The 17,596-nt window shown below is 70.5% G+C and carries 17 protein-coding genes; 8 read left to right on the top strand and 9 right to left on the bottom strand.

Going from position 1 to position 17,596, the window contains the following annotated elements; translation table 11 throughout:
- Positions 1-7 precede the first annotated feature (7 nt).
- From LUX31_RS03400 to LUX31_RS03390, 3 genes are all read left to right on the top strand, one after another.
- Entirely contained in the window at positions 8-1,264 is a 1,257-nt protein-coding gene (locus tag LUX31_RS03400; RefSeq protein WP_235473028.1) for a sensor histidine kinase, read from the top strand.
- Positions 1,261-1,725, top strand: coding sequence for a hypothetical protein (locus LUX31_RS03395; RefSeq protein ID WP_235473027.1), 465 nt, complete (start codon positions 1,261-1,263; stop codon positions 1,723-1,725). The genes LUX31_RS03400 and LUX31_RS03395 overlap by 4 nt, the downstream gene beginning before the upstream one ends.
- Before the next feature lie 358 nt (positions 1,726-2,083).
- Positions 2,084-3,034 (top strand): ribosome-inactivating family protein, encoded by a 951-nt coding sequence (locus tag LUX31_RS03390; RefSeq protein ID WP_235473026.1) that lies wholly within the window; start codon positions 2,084-2,086, stop codon positions 3,032-3,034.
- A gap of 166 nt (positions 3,035-3,200) precedes the next feature.
- Here the strand turns inward: LUX31_RS03390 and LUX31_RS03385 are convergent, their stop codons facing one another.
- On the bottom strand, positions 3,201-3,887 hold the full coding sequence (locus tag LUX31_RS03385; RefSeq protein ID WP_235473025.1) for a TetR/AcrR family transcriptional regulator: 687 nt from the start codon (positions 3,885-3,887) through the stop codon (positions 3,201-3,203).
- Positions 3,888-4,086: 199 nt separating this feature from the next.
- Here LUX31_RS03385 and LUX31_RS03380 point away from each other — a divergent pair, with 199 nt between their 5' ends.
- Both LUX31_RS03380 and LUX31_RS03375 read left to right on the top strand, forming a co-directional pair.
- Positions 4,087-4,758: an SDR family NAD(P)-dependent oxidoreductase gene (locus tag LUX31_RS03380; protein WP_235473024.1), complete on the top strand. Its 672-nt coding sequence runs from the start codon at positions 4,087-4,089 to the stop codon at positions 4,756-4,758.
- Positions 4,755-5,249 (top strand): hypothetical protein, encoded by a 495-nt coding sequence (locus LUX31_RS03375; protein ID WP_235473023.1) that lies wholly within the window; start codon positions 4,755-4,757, stop codon positions 5,247-5,249. Before LUX31_RS03380 ends, LUX31_RS03375 begins: the two co-directional genes overlap by 4 nt.
- Positions 5,250-5,346: 97 nt before the next feature.
- Here the strand turns inward: LUX31_RS03375 and LUX31_RS03370 are convergent, their stop codons facing one another.
- The 7 genes from LUX31_RS03370 to LUX31_RS03340 all read right to left on the bottom strand — a co-directional run bounded on the left by LUX31_RS03370 (position 5,347) and on the right by LUX31_RS03340 (position 12,599).
- Positions 5,347-6,558, bottom strand: a complete 1,212-nt coding sequence (locus LUX31_RS03370) for a cytochrome P450 (protein WP_235473022.1) — start codon at positions 6,556-6,558, stop codon at positions 5,347-5,349.
- The gene (locus tag LUX31_RS03365) at positions 6,555-7,802 is read right to left on the bottom strand and encodes an NAD(P)-binding domain-containing protein (RefSeq protein ID WP_235473021.1); all 1,248 of its coding nucleotides are present in this window, start codon (positions 7,800-7,802) and stop codon (positions 6,555-6,557) included. The genes LUX31_RS03370 and LUX31_RS03365 overlap by 4 nt, the downstream gene beginning before the upstream one ends.
- A gap of 176 nt (positions 7,803-7,978) precedes the next feature.
- Positions 7,979-8,761, bottom strand: a complete 783-nt coding sequence (locus LUX31_RS03360) for a TetR/AcrR family transcriptional regulator (protein WP_235473020.1) — start codon at positions 8,759-8,761, stop codon at positions 7,979-7,981.
- A 97-nt stretch (positions 8,762-8,858) separates the two neighbouring features.
- Positions 8,859-10,184, bottom strand: a complete 1,326-nt coding sequence (locus LUX31_RS03355) for a Gfo/Idh/MocA family protein (protein ID WP_235473019.1) — start codon at positions 10,182-10,184, stop codon at positions 8,859-8,861.
- On the bottom strand, positions 10,181-10,756 hold the full coding sequence (locus LUX31_RS03350) for a hypothetical protein (protein WP_235473018.1): 576 nt from the start codon (positions 10,754-10,756) through the stop codon (positions 10,181-10,183). Before LUX31_RS03350 ends, LUX31_RS03355 begins: the two co-directional genes overlap by 4 nt.
- Positions 10,757-10,761: 5 nt before the next feature.
- On the bottom strand, positions 10,762-11,637 hold the full coding sequence (locus tag LUX31_RS03345; protein ID WP_235473017.1) for a carbohydrate ABC transporter permease: 876 nt from the start codon (positions 11,635-11,637) through the stop codon (positions 10,762-10,764).
- Positions 11,634-12,599, bottom strand: a complete 966-nt coding sequence (locus tag LUX31_RS03340; RefSeq protein ID WP_235473016.1) for a carbohydrate ABC transporter permease — start codon at positions 12,597-12,599, stop codon at positions 11,634-11,636. The genes LUX31_RS03345 and LUX31_RS03340 overlap by 4 nt, the downstream gene beginning before the upstream one ends.
- A 249-nt stretch (positions 12,600-12,848) precedes the next feature.
- On the opposite strand from LUX31_RS03340, the gene LUX31_RS03335 reads away from it, so the two are divergent.
- The 3 genes from LUX31_RS03335 to LUX31_RS03325 are packed head-to-tail and all read left to right on the top strand — an operon-like array spanning position 12,849 to position 16,508.
- A complete protein-coding gene (locus LUX31_RS03335) occupies positions 12,849-14,174 on the top strand; it encodes an ABC transporter substrate-binding protein (protein ID WP_235473015.1) in 1,326 nt (441 codons plus the stop codon).
- 24 nt (positions 14,175-14,198) lie between these two features.
- Positions 14,199-15,527 carry an enolase C-terminal domain-like protein gene (locus LUX31_RS03330; RefSeq protein WP_235473014.1) on the top strand — a complete coding sequence of 443 codons (1,329 nt, stop codon included), beginning with the start codon at positions 14,199-14,201 and terminating at the stop codon, positions 15,525-15,527.
- Positions 15,528-15,557: 30 nt separating this feature from the next.
- Positions 15,558-16,508 carry a glycosyl hydrolase gene (locus tag LUX31_RS03325; RefSeq protein WP_235473013.1) on the top strand — a complete coding sequence of 317 codons (951 nt, stop codon included), beginning with the start codon at positions 15,558-15,560 and terminating at the stop codon, positions 16,506-16,508.
- Between the two features lie 52 nt (positions 16,509-16,560).
- On the opposite strand, the gene LUX31_RS03320 is transcribed toward LUX31_RS03325, so the two are convergent.
- Complete coding sequence (locus LUX31_RS03320) at positions 16,561-17,559, bottom strand: LacI family DNA-binding transcriptional regulator (RefSeq protein WP_268828253.1); 999 nt, start codon at positions 17,557-17,559, stop codon at positions 16,561-16,563.
- Between the last annotated feature and the right edge of the window lie 37 nt (positions 17,560-17,596).

Here is a 17,596-nt window from a genome sequence, read left to right as displayed (position 1 = left end):
ACAGCGGATGCGCCTCGCCCTCCCCACCGCCGTACGCACCCTCGGAGTCAAGGTCTCCGTCGCCATCGCCGTCACAGCGGCCTTGGTGGCAACCGTGATCGGCGCTCTTGTCCACCGCCAGATGGCCGACGACCTGCTGACCTCCGCCCGCCGTGGACTGGACGGTCAACTCGTCCGGGCTGTCGAGGACTACGCCGCCGGGCGGAAACCGGACGCGCACCTGGACCCGGCGGACCTGCCCACGCCGGTCGCGGCGGCCATAAGACACGGTCGGCGGGTCACGTATCTGCAGAGCACTCGGGCCGGGCCGGAGTTGTGGGCGGCCACCATGGTGTCGGACCGGAACGTGCTGGCGATCAGCCGCCCGTACGAGCAGGAGACCCGGGACTTGGACAACTTGGACACCTCCCTGCTCACCGCGGGCGTGGGTGCCACCACCGTGGCACTGGTCGTCGGGCTGGGTCTGGGGGTCCGGGTGGGCCGCAGGGCGACCTCGGCCGCTCGCACGGCGGAGCGCATCGCCGAGGGCGACCTGGATGCGCGGGTCCGCCCCGTGGGGCGCGACGAGATCGCCCGGCTCGCGTCGGCCGTGGACACCATGGCCGACGCGCTGGGCGCGAGGCTGGCGGCCGAACGCCGGGTGACCGCGGACATCGCGCACGAACTGCGCACCCCCGTGGCCGGAATGATCACCGCGGCCGACGTACTGCCGCCCAGTCGCCCGGCCCAGCTGGTGCAGGAACGCTCGGAGGCGTTGCGGCTGTTGGTCGAGGACGTCCTGGAGGTGGCCCGGCTCGACGCCCGGGCCGTGCACGTTCAGACCGAGCCCTGTCTGCTCGACAGCCTGGCCCAACGGGCGCTCGCGCGCCTCGGCGATGATGCCGAGGACGTCGAGGTACGGGTGCTCGAAGGCGGCGCCGACGCCGTCATGGAGACCGACCCCCGGCGAGTGGAGCGCGTCATCGCCAATCTTGTCCTCAACGCGCTGCGGCACGGCTCGGCGCCGGTCACTGTCGAGATCAGGGCGGGTACGGTCCGGGTCCGCGACCGCGGGGCGGGGTTCCCGCCCGAGCTGCTGACCGTGCTGCGGACCTCCGGACCCCAGCGGTTCCGTACCGGCTCCGTCGCGCGCGGCCAGGGCACCGGACTGGGCCTGACCATCGCGGTCGGCCAGGCCAGGGTGCTGGGTGCCCGGCTCGATTTCGCCAACCACCCGGACGGCGGAGCCGAGGTCGAGCTCGACCTGCGGAGGAGGAGAGTGTGACCGTACGGGTTCCAGGTGCCGTGCGCACCCTCGGGGTGGCACTGGCCGCGATGGGCGCCGCTCTGAGCGGCTGTGCGCCCGCCGGTGTCGTACGGACCGAGGGCCCGGCGCCCACCGCGATCCCGTGGACGGGGCCGGTCTATGTCATGGACTCCGGGTCGGGAGCCAGACGTGAGCCCGAGATGATCGAGCTCACCAGGAAGAGCACCTTCCACTTCCTGGTCTGGAAACACTGGGGCAGCGCCCGGACCACGGCGACCGGTTTCGAGACCGACCTCGCCTGCCTGTCCGGCTGCAAGGCGGACGAACTGGACGGCTACCCGGTCACCATCGTGCTCAGCGACCTGGTCCGCCGGAAGTACGCGGCGTACTACCGCACGGCATCCGTCACCTCACCCGAGCCACTGCCCTCGTGGGCGGAGGACCTCTCCCTGATCCGCCTTCACGTACCGGCTCGGTGACCGCCACAACGTCACGGTGGCTGAGTGCGCGGACGTCAGTGCCGTCTGACCGGAGGCCGGGCACGGCACCCGCACCCGGACAAACCGACCGCAGCCGACCGCAGCCGATCGACCTGTCGGCCCAGCTCTTCGGCGTCAACGGCAGTCTCTCGACGGCCGTTGCCCCGTGCGCGACGCGGCGAGCGAACCGGAGCACACGGCGGCCCTGCTGTGTCACGTCGGCACCGCCGCGCGGCACCGCCCGGCGGGCCCGGTTCCGATGGACAGCTGTTACGCAGGCACCGAACAGCCGAGAAGGCCGCTGCCTACGGTGCGAACGCATCCGATCAACCCCTTCTGTCCGAACGGATTCCCACCCATGAACAGCAACACGTCCCGCGTCGTTCGCCGGATCGGCGCCTCGGCAGTCCTGCCGACACTGCTCGCCGGTGCCGTGGCCCTGTCCGGAGTCGCCGCGACCACCCCGGCCGCCACCGCGCACGGCAGCGGCGCCCGCACCACCCAGCTGAACAAGATCGACCTGGCGGCCAGCAGCAGCAAGGAACTGCACTGGGACATCAGCTCGGGCAAGAGCGGCTACGGCAGCATCATCACCCAACTCCGCAACCTGAACATCGCCACGACCGGCGCCACCCGCCAGGCCATCACCACCGATGGCACCAAGGTCTACGTCGACATCCTCAACAACCAGGCGACCAGCAAGTACACGACCGTCGAAGTGACCAACGGCAGCCGCTCCGTCCACCTGGTCATCCGCCTGAGCGACCTCTACGTCGTCGGCTACTACTACTTCAACGGAAACACCCGGATGTACACGCCCCTCACCGAGAACGCGCCGACATACAACGACGCCGTCGCCGACGGGAGCTGGATCGGCGCCGAGAACTACAACACACTCGCCAACCGCGGCAACATCGCGCTGCGCGATCTCACGGTCAACGCGGCCAACATGGGACAGGCCGTCTACGACCTCACCAACCCCAACGTCACCACCGCCAATCAGGCCCGTGCCCTGCTGCGCATGATCGTGACCCTCTCCGAGGGGGCCCGCTTCCGGGCGCTCGCCACCGATCTCGCGAACCGTTTCGGAGACGGTGGCACGGTGACGCTGACGCAGACCTACGAGGAGCTGATCCGCAACTGGGCGGGCCTCAGCCACGTCCTCGTCAGCCACGTCAACTCCCCCAACTCCACCGCCAGCATCACCCTCAGGACCTGGGGGACCTACGACACCGCCCAGCAGGCGGCCAAGTTGCTGATGAGCGCCCTCAACGACGGCTCGAACCCCAACCCGCACGACGAGCTGTGACCCTGCCGTCGTAGTGCATCTCGTCCCCGCTGAAGTACGTCCGGGCGTTCGAGGCACATCGCGGGGGGGACCGTTGTCCAGTGGCAGGGCCTGACGGCTGACAGTCAGGCCCTGCCTCCGCATCCCGGCATCGGCACGCATCCCGACACCGAACGGCCGGAGGGATTCAGCCGGAACAGATCCCACTGCCTCCGAGCCGCATCATGGCCCGGTACAGCTGGGCCGGGGTGAGGGGCGGTTCGGGCAGCGGACGGGCGCGGTCGGCGCGGAAGCCGTCGAGGAGCAGATGGAGGTGACGGCGCCAGACACCCGGGGCGATGTCGTGGGTGGCCTCGGTGATGCGGCTGTGCGACCAGATCACGAAGGCGAGATCCTCCGGAGTGAGGTCGGGGCGCAGGCTGCCCTGCTCCTGGGCGCGTTCGACGATGCGCACACCGAGTTCGTGGATGCGGGTCTGGGCGCCGGCCAGGCAGGCGGTCTCAGGCAGCCGCATGGAGGCCAGGTCGTTGAACCCCCGGTCCCCCGCCTGGAGTTCGCACATCGCCTCCAGGAAGTGGCACAGTCCCGCCCACGCGTCGTCCATGGCGACGGCCTTCTCGCCGGCCGCCCGCCAGACGGCCGTCTTCTCGGCGAAGACCGCCTGCACCAGGTCGAGCCGGGCGGGGAAGTGGCGGTAGAGCGTGCCGATGGCCAGCCCGGCGCGCTTGGCCACCTGCTCCAGGGGAGCCTCCAGGCCGTGTTCGGCGAAACAGGCGCGGGCCGAGGCGAGCAGGGCGTCACGGTTGCGCTGCGCGTCCCGCCGCAGGGGCCGCGCGGGGGCCGGGTTCTCGGTCGACGGACTACCCATGGTCATGCCACCCAGAGTAGCAACCTGAGGGGGGCCTCACATTAGCTGCTACGATCGCCTAACATGAGGCACCCCTCGACTTCATGAGGCGTGGAAGGTTCTGATCCGCGGGCCCCCACCGGCCCACGGCCGCGCCCTCATGACTGGCAGTGCCGCTGAACCCCTCATCAGTACCCCTCGTCCGCACGACCAAGGAGCGCATCCCATGCCCGTCATCGCCATCGTCGGGGCAGGCCCCGGCCTCGGCCTGTCCATCGCTCGCCGCTTCGGCGCGGAAGGCTTCCGGGTCGCCCTGATCTCGCGGACCCAGGAGAAGGTCGACACGCTCGCCGCCACCCTCGCCGAGGAGGGCATCGAGGCGGCGGGCTTCAGCGCGGATGTGGCTCGACCCGAGACGCTGCAGGCCGCCCTCGCCGCGGTCGCCGACCGGTTCGGCCCCGTCGACGTGCTGGAGTACTCGCCCGCCGACCGCGCCCTCGCCGGCGCCGCGGCCGTGGAGGCGACCGCCGAGGACATCCAGCGGCAGATCGACTTCTACCTGTACGGAGCCGTTGCCGCGGTCCGGCAGGTGCTGCCCGCCATGCTCGAACGCGGCACCGGCACGCTGCTGTTCTCCACCGGCGCCTCCTCGGTCCGGCCGCTGGGCGGGCCCTTCGGCGCCACCGGCGTCGCCGCGGCCGCGCTGCGCAACTACGCCATGGCTCTGGGCGCCGACCTCGCCGAGCGCGGGGTGCACTCCGCGCATGTCGCGATCGGCGTCTTCATCGGCACCGGTCCCGGCACCGAGGCCGAGACCATCGCCGAGCACTACTGGGACGCGTACACCAAGCGCGACCGGCCCGAGATCGTCCACACGGTCCCCGGCGGCATCTGGTGAGCGCCTCCGACAGGCCGACGTCCACGGCGCGGCCCGCGCCGGTGGTGAGGGTCTTCCGTGCGGCCAACAAGCTCGTACGTCCCCTGCTCGGCTCCCGTTTCCACCGGCTGCTCAGCGGACGGCTGATGCTGCTCACCTACAACGGGTACAAGACGGGACGCGAGTTCACCGTTCCCATCGGCTACTTCGACTGGGATCCCGGCACGGTACTCGCCATGTCCTCCCAGCTCGGCTGGATCCCCAGCCTGCGGGGCGGCTCCCCGGTCCGGTTGCGCATCCGAGGCGTGGTCCAGGGTGCCGTGCCCACGGTCATCGAGGACACCGCCGAAGTGGCCGCCCTGCTGGGCGAGTTCGTCGACCGCAAGGGGGCGAAGGCGGCCAAGGGGCTGATGCTCGGCCTGCCCGGCGACCGGCGGCCCACCGACGAGGAGTTGCGTACGGCCGCGGGCAAGACCCGGCTCGTACGCTTCCGGTTGCAGACCTCGTCGTAGGGCCGGAGACCGACTGCGCAGACGCCTACTCCGCGGCCGTGTCGGCCACCTCGATCCCGCACAGGGGAGCTGAGGTGGCCGGCACGGCCGTCGGCCGTCAGCGGGTGACCATGAGCTCCAGCACCCCGTAGTTGGTGCCGTGCGCGTCCATCGGCACCTCCTGCGCGGGGACCGCGAGCCGCAGGTCGGGGAACCGCTGGAAGAGGCGGGGCAGGACGGTCTTCAGCTCGGCGCGGGCGATGTTCTGCCCGAGGCACTGGTGGACGCCGTAGCCGAAGGCAAGATGACGGACGATCTTCCGGTCGAAGTCCAGCGCGTTCGGGGCCTCGAACGCCCTCGGGTCACGGTTGGCGGCGTTCATACCGACCACCACCAGGTCGCCCTGGCCGATCCGCTGCCCGCCGAGTTCCAGGTCTTCCTTGGCGACCCGGCCGAGGCCGAACTGCACGATGGTCAGGTAGCGCATCAGCTCCTCGACCGCCGGGCCCGCGGTCCGCTGCGGGTCCGCCAGCAGCCTCTGCTTCTGCTCGGGATGGGTCAGCAGGGTGAGCGTGGACAGGCCCATCATGGCGGCCGTGGTGTCGTGCCCCGCGAAGAGCAGCAGCACGCCCATGCCGATGAGCTGCCGGTCGGTGACGATGGAGCCCTCGGCGTCGGCGACCTGGATCAGTTCCGCGAGCAGCCCCTCGGTGGACCCGGTGCTGCGCTTGTCGTGCACGAGCGCGGTGATGTAGTCGATCAGCCATTTCGCGCCCTGGTCGCGCTCCGCGCGGCTCTTGGACATGTCCATCATCGCCTGGGTGGCGTGGTGGAAGCCGTCCCGGTCCGCGTAGGGCACGCCGAGGAGTTCGCAGATGACGAGGCAGGGGATGGGCAGTGCCATGGCCTTGACGAAGTCGAAGGTCTCGGGGCCGGCGGCGATGGCGTCGAGGTGTTCGTCGACGATCCGGTCCAGGTACGGCTGGAGCCTGGTCGCCACGCTCTTGGGGGTGAAGCGTCCGGTCAGCAGGCGGCGGTACGAGCTGTGTTCGGGCTCGTCCATCATCACGAAGACCGGATCGAACGGCGCGTCCTGCCCGGCCTCGGCGGCCTCGCCGGGGCGGGTGTCGTGCCGGGGGCGCATCGCGGACAGACGCGGGTCGGAGAAGACCTGGCTGCCCTCCTCGAAACGGGTGACGAGCCAGCCGGTCAGTCCGTTGGGGAAGCGCACCCGGGTGACCGGCTGCTCCTCCCGCAGCAGGTCGTACTCGACGGGCGGGTCGAGGAGGGTGGTGCGCTGGACGGGCATCTGCGGGACGGTGTCGGTCATCGGACCTCCTTGGTGGGGGATACGTCCGCGATGGCGTCCGCGACGCCCTGCTGGGCGGCGGTGGAGTTGCACCAGCCGACGTAGTAGGCGAGGTGCAGTACGGCTTCGCGGAGTTGGTCGGGCGTCAGTTCGTGGTTGTGCAGGGCGCCCCGGGCCTGGATCCGGATCAGCTCGGCGCGGCCCAGGGAGGCGCCGACGCCCATCGTGAGCAGTCGGCGGTCGCGGACCGACAGCCCCGGGCGGCTCCAGATGTCACCGAAGAGGTGCTCGACGGTCTCGGTCAGATACGGCTCGTCCGTCTCCGGCACGTTGTCGCTGAACCCCGGTCCGTAGACCTGGTCCATGAGCTCCAGGCCGCGTGTCCTGGGATCATCGGCCGGCTCGGTCTGCTGGTCCAGGGTCTGCGGGGTGCGCTGTCGGGCCACGTCCACCAGTGGTACGGCCACGCCCAGTTCGGCGGCGAGGGCGCGGGCGGCGTCGAGGTCCTTGGTCATCAGCGGCTCGACCTTGGCCGCCATCGCGTCGGGCAGCGCGCCCTCACCGGCGATCCGCAGGCCCAGCAGCTGGAGCAGTGTCCTGCCGCCGGGGTCGGCGGTGTCGATCACCTCGGTGAGCCGCGCCGGATCGACGCCCGCGGCCTCGGCGAGCGCGACGGCCTCCGCGACGATGCTCCAGCCGCCGTAGGTGACGACATTGCGGGCGATCTTGGTGGCCATGCCGGCGCCGAGCGGGCCGCAGTGCACGACCTTCTTCGCCCAGCCGGCCAGGACGGGGAGCGCCTGGTCCACCACATCCTGGTCACCGCCGAGGATGGCGACCATGCCGTTCTCGGCCGCCCGGTCGCCGGGAGTGACCCCGCAGTCCAGGAGGCCGACGCCCGCCTCGGCGCACATCAGGGCCAGCTCACGGACGACCGGCAGTTCGACGGTGGCGAGCAGCACCACCGTGAGGCCCGGCCGGGCACCTTCCAGCAGTCCGGCCCTGCCGCCGATCACCTCGCGGGCCTGGTCGGCGTCGACCACCGCGACCATGACGACGTCGCTGGCCGCCGCCACCTCGGCCGGTGAATCGAGCGGTGCGGGGACTCCGGCCAGGCCGTCCGCGGCGGTCGGCCGGATGTCGTACACCGTGGGGACGAAGCCACTGCGGGCCAGGCTGACGGCGACACCACCGCCGATCATGCCGAGACCGACCACTCCGGCGCGGAGCTGCTCGGTGTTCCGGTCTCTCTGGGTCTCAGTCATGACGTGCTCCTCGGGGGGTCGTTCAGGGGGGCGTTCATGAGGCCTTGCGGCAGGTTCTTCGGGGGGCGTTCGAAGTGGTTGCCTGGGTCACCTAACTAAGTTTAGTTACGGACATTACTCGCCCCCCGCGCTCTCGTCCACGCAGGGGGGTGGTCTTGACCAAAAAACGACTCTGGCTACCGTCCGCGCAGCTCAGAGGTGTCGGTGCCGATCGGAGCCTCAGGATCGGGAGCGGGATCCATGGCCGCCATGGCGCGGATCCGGCGTGACACGGAGTTCTCCGTGGCCGACGGCCAGGACCGTTCCGCGCCGGGGGCGGCGGACACCAACGCGTCCAGCAGGCCGTCGGCGAGGTCCGGCAGCATGGTGTTGAGTGAGGAGTCGTCGAACAGGCTGTGTGCGAGAGCCAGATTGCCGTGCAGTCCGGCCCAGAGCGTGTGCGCCGCCTGCTCCACCGGCATCGCGAGCCCGTAACCCTCCTCGCGGCATCGGCCGAACGCCGCTCGGAAGCCGTCCGGCACCCTGCGGGTCGGATGTCCGGCGATCCGGGCGGCGTCCACCTCGGGCTGGCGTACCTCGAACATCAGCCGGTAGTGGCCCGGATGCGCCAGTGCGAACCGGCAGTACGCGTGCGCCTGAGCGCGCAGCCGCTCCCGGGCTCCCCGCGCGGCGGCCTCGGCGTCATCGGCCGCCATCCCCGCGGCGAGGGCCTCGTACTTGTCCTCCATTGCCGCCCACAGCAGCTCGGTCTTGTCGGTGAAGTGCAGGTAGATGCTGGGCGCCGACACTCCTACCTCCGCCGCGACCGCGCGGACGGTGAGTTTCTCGATACCGCCCCATTCGGCCAGCAGACGGTTCACCGCTGCCAGGATGTCCCGGCGCAGTTGCTCGCCCTGCCCCCGCGGGCTGCGCCCCCGGCCCGCTCTCGCTCCACCACCGGTCGGCTCTGCCTTGACCACTGCACCTCACCTCTCCGAGACGAGCCTACGGGGCCGGGACGGGGTGGTGCGGGCACCGGACCGGCGACGGCCCCTTCGCGGCGGCAGGCCCGCAGGCTCACACCGCGAGCACGTCCCGGGCCCGCACCGGCAGGCCCGTCTCGAAGGACTGGTTCGCCGCCAGCCCCGTGACCAGGGACCGGGCTCCGTCCCCTGCGTCCGCAGCCCGCCCCAGCGGGTCCGGGGCACGCTCCCCGAAGAGGTCGGCGAGCATGCGTACGTCCCCGCCGCCGTGGCCACCCTCGCCGGTGGCGACCTTCAGCTCGCGCGGCCGCTCCCAGAACCGGCGCAGCAGCAACTCGGTGCGCCCTGCCGTGTCGTCGGCCAACTCGCCGTGCAGGACGGCCGAGGCGCCGTCCGTCCGCACCTCGGGGCGGGCCCAGGTGGTCTCCTCGACCAGCAGCTCAAGGCGCCCCTCGCTGCCGTTGAAGGCGATCCGGTAGCCCTCCCAGGGAGAGTAGGCGGTGAGGTGGTACGTCAGAGTGGCACCGGAGGCGTAGCCGACGAGGACCGCCATGTCGTCCTCGATGGTCACTCCGGGCGCGAAGACGTTCTGGTCGCGGTGGTAGCCGTCCTCGTGCTCGGCGTCCAGGTACAGCGACTTGAGTACGGGCGAGTCCGCCAGGTGTACGGCGAAGGGGTCGCCGTCGGCCGCCGGGGAGCCGTGCGCGCGGGTGTAGGGGCGGGCCAGGCCACGGCGCCGGCCGGCCTCGTCGCCGTAGAAGAAGAGGCCGCCCCGCGCGTACACGGTCTCGGGCTCGCTGCCCAGCCACCAGTTCACCAGGTCGAAGTGGTGCGTCGCCTTGTGCACCATCAGGCCGCCGGAGTTGGCCTTTTCGCGGTGCCAGCGGCGGAAGTAGTCGGCGCCGTGCCGCAGATCGAGCAGCCACTCGAAGTGCACCGAGCCGATCTCGCCGATCTCACCGGCGGCGAGGCTCTCGCGTACGGCCGAATGCACCGGGTTGTAGCGGTAGTTGAAGGCGACCCGCACCTCGCGCCCGGTGCGCCGCTGGGCGTCGAGGATGCGGCGGGCGCGGTCGGCGTCGGTGGTCATCGGTTTCTCGGTGACGACGTCGCAGCCCGCCTCCAGGGCCTGGACGATGTAGTCGTCGTGGGTGCGGTCCACACTGCACACCACGACGAGGTCGACGCGTTCGCGGCGCAGCATCTCCGCGAACTCCTCGGCCGGGTAGGCGGGCACGGAGGTACCGAGCCAGCCGTTGTGGACGGCCATCCGGTGGGCGTTGACATCGCAGAGGCCTACCAGCTCGATCCGGTCCGCGTAGGGAGCGTCCGGGCCGGCCAGCGCCTGGGTGAAGAGCCGGGCGCGGGCGCCCAGTCCCACTACGGCGCAGCGGCGGCGGTGTGCGGTGCCCGAGGTCATGCGGTCTCCGTTCGGGAAGGTGAGAACGACAGTGGCCGCCAGGTGTCGGCGGCCGTGGCGGCGAGAGCGAGGGGGCCGAGCACGATCAGCAGCAGGACGGGGGACATGGCCAGCAGCACGGCGGCGGCCACCACGGACCCGGCCAGCAGCACGAGGACGAGCGGCTGGTGCGGCATCGAGCGGAACGCGGCGATGACGACCGTCCGCCAGGCTGTGCCCTCGCGCCAGCCGGCCGCGCACCGCAACCCGAGCGCCGCCACGACCGCGGACGCCGCCGCGACGGGGGCGCCCAGGCCGGGCCCGTGCGCGTCCAGCGCGAGCGCGTCCAGCCACAGCAGGGCGAGCACGGCGCTCGGGACCAGCCAGACGGTGTGCCCCGAGCGCAGCACCCGGCGCAACGCGTTGACCAGCTGACGTGGTGTCACTCCTGGTCCGCCGTAGGCCTGTTCGCGCAGCACCGCGCAGCCGGCGACCAGAGCGGGGAAGGCGGTGACGACCGGAAGCGAGCAGACCAGCAGGAACACGCCGAGCAGCAGACAGTCGGCGAAGGGAGCGAACCATGAACGACGCATGTGCCCTATCCCTTCAGCCCGGAGGTCTGGACGCCCTCGACCAGCAGCCGCTGGAAGGCGAGGAAGAACAGCAGCACGGGCACGAGCGTGAGCACGGACATGGCGAACATCGGGCCGTAGGCGGCGCTGCCGGTCTGGTCGACGAACATCCGCAGCCCCAGCTGGAGGGTGTAGGTCTGCGGGTCGGCGAGATACATGAGCTGGGGGAGGAAGTCGTTCCAGCTCCAGATGAACGAGAAGATCGTCGTGGTGACCAGGGCGGGCTTGAGCAGCGGCATGATGACGTGCCAGAAGGTGCGGTACGGGCCGCAGCCGTCGAGCACCGCCGCCTCGTCGAGTTCACGGGGCAGCCCCCGGATGAACTGGACGATCAGGAACACGAAGAACGCCTCGGTGGCCAGGAACTTCGGCAGGATCAGCGGCAGGAAGGTGCCGACCATGCCCAGTTTCTGGAAGATGATGTACTGCGGGATCAGCACGACGTGCAGCGGCAGCATGAGCGTGCCGATCATGACCGCGAAGTACAGGCCGCTGCCGCGGAAGCGGAGCCGGGCGAAGGCGTAGGCGGCCAGGGAACACGACAGGACGTTCCCGACGACCGCGCCGACCGAGATGAACAGCGAGTTGCCGAACAGCCGCCACAGCGAGATGCCGCTGACCCCGTCGGCCGCCTCGGCGTAGTTGCCCGGGGTGAAGACGTCGGGGACGGGGCTCAGATTCGAGATGATCTCGGTGCCGGACTTCACCGACGCCGTGAGCAGCCACAGCACCGGGTAGAGCAGGACGAGCCCGATGGCCACGCAGACGATGTGCCAGAGCGCGCCACGCAGGGGAGCGGTGGCCGGGGAGGGTGCGGTGGCCGGCGTCGTGGTGGTGGTCATGACGCGTCCTCCTGTCCGTAGAAGACCCACGTGCGGGACGTGCGGAAGACGAGGAACGTGACCAGCGCGATGACGGCCAGCAGGACCCAGGCCATCGCGGAGGCGTATCCCATGTGGAAGTTGGTGAAGGCCTGTTCGTACAGGTAGAGCGAGTAGAGGAGCGTCGAGTCGGTGGGGCCTCCGGTGCCTCCGCTGATCACGAACGCCGAGGTGAACGACTGGAAGGAGTGGATGATCTCCAGGATCAGGTTGAAGAAGAGGACCGGCGTCAGCATCGGGAAGGTGATGGAGAAGAAGGTGCGCACGCGGCCGGCTCCGTCGATCGAGGCCGCCTCGTACAACTCCTTCGGTATCTGCGTCAGTCCGGCGAGGAAGATCACCATGGGGGCGCCGAACTGCCAGACGGTCAGGGTGATCAGCGGGTACAGCGAGTAGTCCGGATTGTCGGTGAGGCCGCCGACGTGCAGACCGAAGAAGGACATGGAGCGGTCGGTGAGTCCGCCGGTGGCGAACAGGGACCGCCACACCAGGGCGACGCTGACGCTCGCGCCGAGCAGTGACGGGGCGTAGAACGCGGCACGGTACAGGCCGACGCCTCGTCGGGCGCGGTTGAGCAGCAGTGCCACGGCGAGCGCGGCGGCGAGCTTGAGCGGGGCGCCGATGAGGACGTACTGCAGAGTGACGCCGATGGAGGCGAGGAAGCGCTCGTCCTCCAGCATGTACCGGTAGTTGGCCAGGCCGACCCAGTGCGGGTCGGTGAACAGGCCGTAGTCGGTGAACGACAGGTACAGCGACGCGAGCATCGGGCCCAGGGTCAGTACGACGATGCCGATCAGCCAGGGTGCGAGGAAGACATGCGCCGCGAAGGCGTGCGAACGGCGGCGTCCAGCCGAGGGGTTGTCGTCGGTGATGTCGCCGCGTGCTCGGGGCAGCGGTCGGGGCGGGGCGGTTGCCTGGGCCATCGTGGGTTGCTCCTCCACAGTGAGGATGGATGACGGCGGCAACGTTTGCATGCGTCCTCGGCTGCGGCAAGGGGTACGACGCGACCTATTCATTCCCTGTTTCTTTGAGATTTGGCATTGACTCAGCTCAGTCGGCACGCGTAACTTCCGGGCCAGTCGGAAACAAGATGGCAACGTTTGCAGTGGTCCTCCCGCCACCGCACCGGTTCTCCCGCCGCCCCCCAACTCCCCGTCGAGCGAAGGTCCGCGATGCCAGCGACACGCCCTACGCCCACCTTCACCTCCACCTCGTCCCCGTCCTCGCGCCGCCGGGTGCTCACCTCGCTGGGTGCCCTCGCGCTGGGCGCGGCCACCGCCGGATGCGGCACCTCACAGACGTCTGCCGACGGCACGGTGACGCTCAACTTCCAGTGGTGGGGCGGCGACGACCGCAACATCGCCACCGACAAGGCGCTACGGCTCTTCGAGCGCCGCCATCCGAAGATCAAGGTCACGACCTCGTTCAGCGGATACCAGGCCTACTTCCAACGGCTCGCCACTCAGGTCGCGGCCAACAGCGGCCCCGACGTGCTGCAGATGGACTACTACGAGCTGCGCTCGTACGCCGCGAACGGACTGGTCGCGAACCTGGACGGACCGGAGTTCTCCGGCGTTTCCCTCGGCCGGATACCCCGCACCTACGTGAACGGCAACCGGCTGGGCGGCAAGCTGTACGCGGTGCCGACGGGAATCTCCACCCAGGCGCTCTTCGTCGACCCCGCGATCTGGCGCAAGGCGGGCGTCGGCCTCCCGAAGGCCGGCTGGACCTGGGACGACCTGCTGGACGAGGTGGGACCCGCCCTGAAGAGGGCCGCGCCGGACAGGGCCGTGATCACCGACTTCGGCGGCTACAGCGAGACCTTCAACGTCTGGCTGGTCCAGCACGGCAAGTCGATCTACAAGAGCGACGGTTCACTCGGGTTCACCGTCGCCGATCTCACCACGTTCTGGGAGCTGACCGCACGGCTGCGGGACAAGGGCTTCTTCACCCCGCCCAACGTCACCGCCTCCTACGACGGTTCGACGGACAGTTCCCCGCTGGTACGGAAGCTGTCCACCGCCGAGTTCAACATCACCTCCACCGCCACGCCGTACTTCGAGGCCTACGGCGACGTCGCGGCCATCCCCTTCCCCACCCTCTCGTCCGGTGCACCGCTCGGGCTGACCGCCGGCGCGGGAGCGATGTGCGTACAGCAACGCTGCGCACACAAACGGGAGGCGGCGCTGCTGCTCGACTTCCTGCTGAACGATCCGGCGGCGGGCGGGATCCTCGGCGTGGTGCGCGGACTGCCGCCCAACCGGGGGGTCATGGACCGTCTCGCCTCCAGTCTCACCGGCGGCGACCGCGTCGTGTACGAGTACGTCGCCGGGTTGGAGAAGAGGTTCGCCTTGGCTCCGATACCGCCGTCCGGCTCCAACGAGGACAAGCTGGAGTTCCGGCGGGTCTACGAGGACCTGCTCTTCGGGAAGCAGAGCATACGGTCCGCGGCGACCAAGATGGTCGACAAGTACCACACCACCGTCCCGCAGGGCTGAGTCGCGTACCGGAGGCTGTCACGCATGATCATCCGGGAACTGCGGGTCACCCCCATAGCCTTCCGAGACCCCCCGCTCCTCAACGCCGACGGCGCCCACGAACCCCATGTGCTGCGCGCGGTCCTCGAACTGGTCGTGGACGACGGCCGGGGCGGCCAGGTGACGGGCCTCAGCGAGTGCGTCGGGCACGCCTGGCAGCTGGACTGGCTGGAGTTGGTGGGCTCGCGCCTGCCCGGCACCGGTGTGTACGAGACGGCGGCGCTGGCCCGGCTGGCCGGGGAACTGCTCGCCGGACGCGTGGACGGCGTCGCGTACGGTCCCGACGCACCCTGGCGGCGCTGGGCCGACCGCACCGGCTCGACCGGGTCGCGCGGGCCCGCCCCGATCCCCGCGCCCGCATTCGACGTACGCCGGGTGTACGCGGCGCTGGAGGTGGCGTGCCTGGACGCACAGGGGCGGCTGGCGGGCGTACCGGTGGTCGACCTGCTGGGCGGCCGGGCACGCGACGCCGTGCCCTACAGCGGCTACCTGTTCTACAAGTGGGCCGGACATCCGGGCGCGGACGAGGACGAGTGGGGTGCGGCCCTGGACCCGGGCGGCATCGTCGCCCAGGCGAAACGCATGGTGGACCGGTACGGCTTCCGGTCACTGAAGCTCAAGGGCGGGGTCTTCCCGGCGGACGAGGAGATCGCGGCGCTCCACGCGCTGCGCGCCGCGTTCCCTGACCACCCGCTGCGCATCGACCCCAACGCCGCCTGGAGTCTGCAGACCGCCCTGTCGGCGGTCCCCGAACTGGAGGGTGTCCTCGAATACCTGGAGGACCCGGTGGCCGGCATCGAGGACATGGCGGCCGTAGCCGCGCGCACGACGCTCCCGCTCGCCACCAACATGTGTGTGACCTCCCTCGACGCCATACGCCCCGCTCTGGAACGCGGTGCCGTACGGATCGTGCTCGGCGACCACCACATCTGGGGCGGGCCGCGCGCCACCGTCGCGCTCGGTGCCGTGTGCGAGGCCGTCGGCTGGGGGCTGTCCATGCACTCCAACTCGCATCTGGGCATCAGTCTCGCCGCGATGACCCACGCGGCGGCGGCCACGCCCGCGCTCGACCACGCCTGCGACACGCACTACCCGTGGAACGCGGCGGACGATGTCGTGGTGCCGGGCGCGCTGACCTTCACCGATGGGTCGGTGCGGGTGCCGCGCGGTCCAGGACTGGGCGTCGAACTCGACCGCGCCGCGGTGGACCGCCTGCACGCCACGTATCTGTCGCTGGGACGCGAGCACCGAAACGACGTGGCCTACCTGCGCAGCGTGCTGCCGGAGTTCGACCCGACGATGCCCCGGTGGTGAGCCGGGACAAGCGAAAGACGTGGAGGAAACATGACCGCCCCTCTGTTCAGGGACCCCATCCACGACGGTGCGGCCGATCCCACCGTCATCTGGAACCGTGCCGAGCGCGAATGGTGGATGGTCTACACGAACCGCCGGGCCGACGCGCCCGGCCCACGCCAGTCCTGGTTCCACGGCACCGACCTGGGCGTCGCGTCCTCCGCCGACCGGGGAGCGAGCTGGACCTATCGCGGGGTCATCCCCGGCCTTGAGTGGGAGTTCGGCCGGAACACGTTCTGGGCCCCCGAGATCCTCTGGCACGAGGACCGCTACCACATGTACGTCAGCTACATCCGGGGCGTCCCCGCCTACTCGGGCCGGGACACCCGCACCATCCAGCACTACACCTCGCCCGACCTCGTGCGCTGGGACTATCACGGGCCGATCTCGCTCGACACCCGCCAGGCCATCGACGCCTGCGTCCATCCGAAGCCCGGGGGCGGATTCCGCCTCTGGTACAAGGACTCGGCCGCCGGACAGCACACCTACGCGGCGGACAGCGAGGACCTCTACGCCTGGCGCACCGTCGGCCCGGTGATCACGGAGATCCCGCACGAGGGGCCGAACGTCTTCGCACTCGGCGGACACACCTGGCTCGTCGTCGACGCCTGGGACGGCCAGCGGGTCTACCGGTCGGACGACCTGGAAACCTGGGAACGCCGCGGGACCATCCTCGACAAGAGCGGCTCACGCCCGGACGACCAGGGGCCGGCCCTGCACGCCGACGTCGTCGTGCACCCCCACCGCCAGGAGCCCGGCGGCCCCGGCGACTCGGCCACGATCTTCTACTTCACCCACCCGGACCGCGAGGGCCGCGACGAGGCGACCTACACGGACCGACGGTCGGCCATCCAGGCCGCCACACTCCGCGTCGTCGACGGAACACTGGTGTGCGACAGGGACGCGGACGACGAGATCGACCTCGGCATACCGGACGACTGAGGCTCCGAGGCCGCCGGGAACCCGGTGAGCGGTCGGGCGGTCGGGCGGTTCGCTACGGCCGTTCGATCGCCGCCGTCGACCCGCGCACCACCAGATGCGTCGGCAGCACCCGCTGCAACGGCTCCACATCCTCCCCCGCCGGGGTGCCGAGCGTGCGGAACAGCAGATCGACCGCGGCCCGCGCCGCATGCGCCTTGGGCACATGGACCGTGGTGAGCGGCGGCGCGGCCATCCCGGCCAGCGCGATGTCGTCGCAGCCCACCACGCTCATCTCGTCCGGCACCCGCACCTTGCGCGCGCTGAACCGGCTGATCAGGCCGAAGGCGACGATGTCGTTGAAGGCCACCACGGCGGTCGCCCCGCTGGCCAGCACCACGTCGGCGGCACCCGTGATGCCGCCGTCGAAGTGCGGGGCCACGCTGCCGACCTGGATGATCTCGACCTTGCCGGACGACGCCATGGCCTCGATCCCGGCGGCCCTCTCCTGCGCGGTCCACGTGCTGCGGGGGCCGCCCACATAGGCGACACGGCGATGGCCGAGGGCGTGCAGATGGGTCAGCGCGTCCGTCATGCCCTCGACGAGGTCGGCGGTGACACTGGCGAAACCGGGTTCCTTGCGGTGCAGCAGGATGATCGGCTTGTCGGTGACGTCGCTCAGTGAGCGCAGTTCCTCGCTGCTCAACTGCGGTGCGCACAGCACGATGCCGTCCACCTCGGGAGCGAGGGTCCTGATCGCGTCCATCTCCAGGCCCTCGTCGCGTTCGGTGTCGCTGACGAACACCGCGTGGCCCAGCCCTCGTGCACGGGCCTGTACTCCCTTGCAGATGTCCGCGAAGAACGGGTTGAGCAGATCCGGGACGATCACGCCCACATGTCCCGTACGGCCGGTGATCAGACCCCGCGCGGCCCGGTTGGGCCGGTAACCGAGCCGGTCCGCGGCGGCCCGTACCCGCTCGCGTGTGACCTCGCTCACCGTCCCTCCGGGCGTGAGCGACCGTGACACCGTGGACGGGGAGACCCCGGCCTCCTTCGCGACTTCTCGAATCGTCACCTGCACGTGCCGAGGTTGACACCCTTGTCCACGAGCG

The sequence above is a fragment of the Streptomyces sp. GQFP genome (genome assembly GCF_021545335.1).
Taxonomy (GTDB): domain Bacteria; phylum Actinomycetota; class Actinomycetes; order Streptomycetales; family Streptomycetaceae; genus Streptomyces.
Note: the sequence above shows the minus strand (reverse complement) of the source record. Positions and strands in the feature narration are given on the sequence as shown.

Bases quoted from the DNA above. Each gene is read 5' to 3' on its own strand.
- LUX31_RS03400 (WP_235473028.1), top strand. From the start codon at position 8: ATGCGCCTCGCCCTCCCCACCGCCGTACGCACCCTCGGAGTCAAGGTC.
- LUX31_RS03390 (WP_235473026.1), top strand. From the start codon at position 2,084: ATGAACAGCAACACGTCCCGCGTCGTTCGCCGGATCGGCGCCTCGGCA.
- LUX31_RS03385 (WP_235473025.1), bottom strand. From the start codon at position 3,887: ATGACCATGGGTAGTCCGTCGACCGAGAACCCGGCCCCCGCGCGGCCC.
- LUX31_RS03380 (WP_235473024.1), top strand. From the start codon at position 4,087: ATGCCCGTCATCGCCATCGTCGGGGCAGGCCCCGGCCTCGGCCTGTCC.
- LUX31_RS03370 (WP_235473022.1), bottom strand. From the start codon at position 6,558: ATGACCGACACCGTCCCGCAGATGCCCGTCCAGCGCACCACCCTCCTC.
- LUX31_RS03365 (WP_235473021.1), bottom strand. From the start codon at position 7,802: ATGACTGAGACCCAGAGAGACCGGAACACCGAGCAGCTCCGCGCCGGA.
- LUX31_RS03355 (WP_235473019.1), bottom strand. From the start codon at position 10,184: ATGACCTCGGGCACCGCACACCGCCGCCGCTGCGCCGTAGTGGGACTG.
- LUX31_RS03350 (WP_235473018.1), bottom strand. From the start codon at position 10,756: ATGCGTCGTTCATGGTTCGCTCCCTTCGCCGACTGTCTGCTGCTCGGC.
- LUX31_RS03345 (WP_235473017.1), bottom strand. From the start codon at position 11,637: ATGACCACCACCACGACGCCGGCCACCGCACCCTCCCCGGCCACCGCT.
- LUX31_RS03340 (WP_235473016.1), bottom strand. From the start codon at position 12,599: ATGGCCCAGGCAACCGCCCCGCCCCGACCGCTGCCCCGAGCACGCGGC.
- LUX31_RS03335 (WP_235473015.1), top strand. From the start codon at position 12,849: ATGCCAGCGACACGCCCTACGCCCACCTTCACCTCCACCTCGTCCCCG.
- LUX31_RS03330 (WP_235473014.1), top strand. From the start codon at position 14,199: ATGATCATCCGGGAACTGCGGGTCACCCCCATAGCCTTCCGAGACCCC.
- LUX31_RS03325 (WP_235473013.1), top strand. From the start codon at position 15,558: ATGACCGCCCCTCTGTTCAGGGACCCCATCCACGACGGTGCGGCCGAT.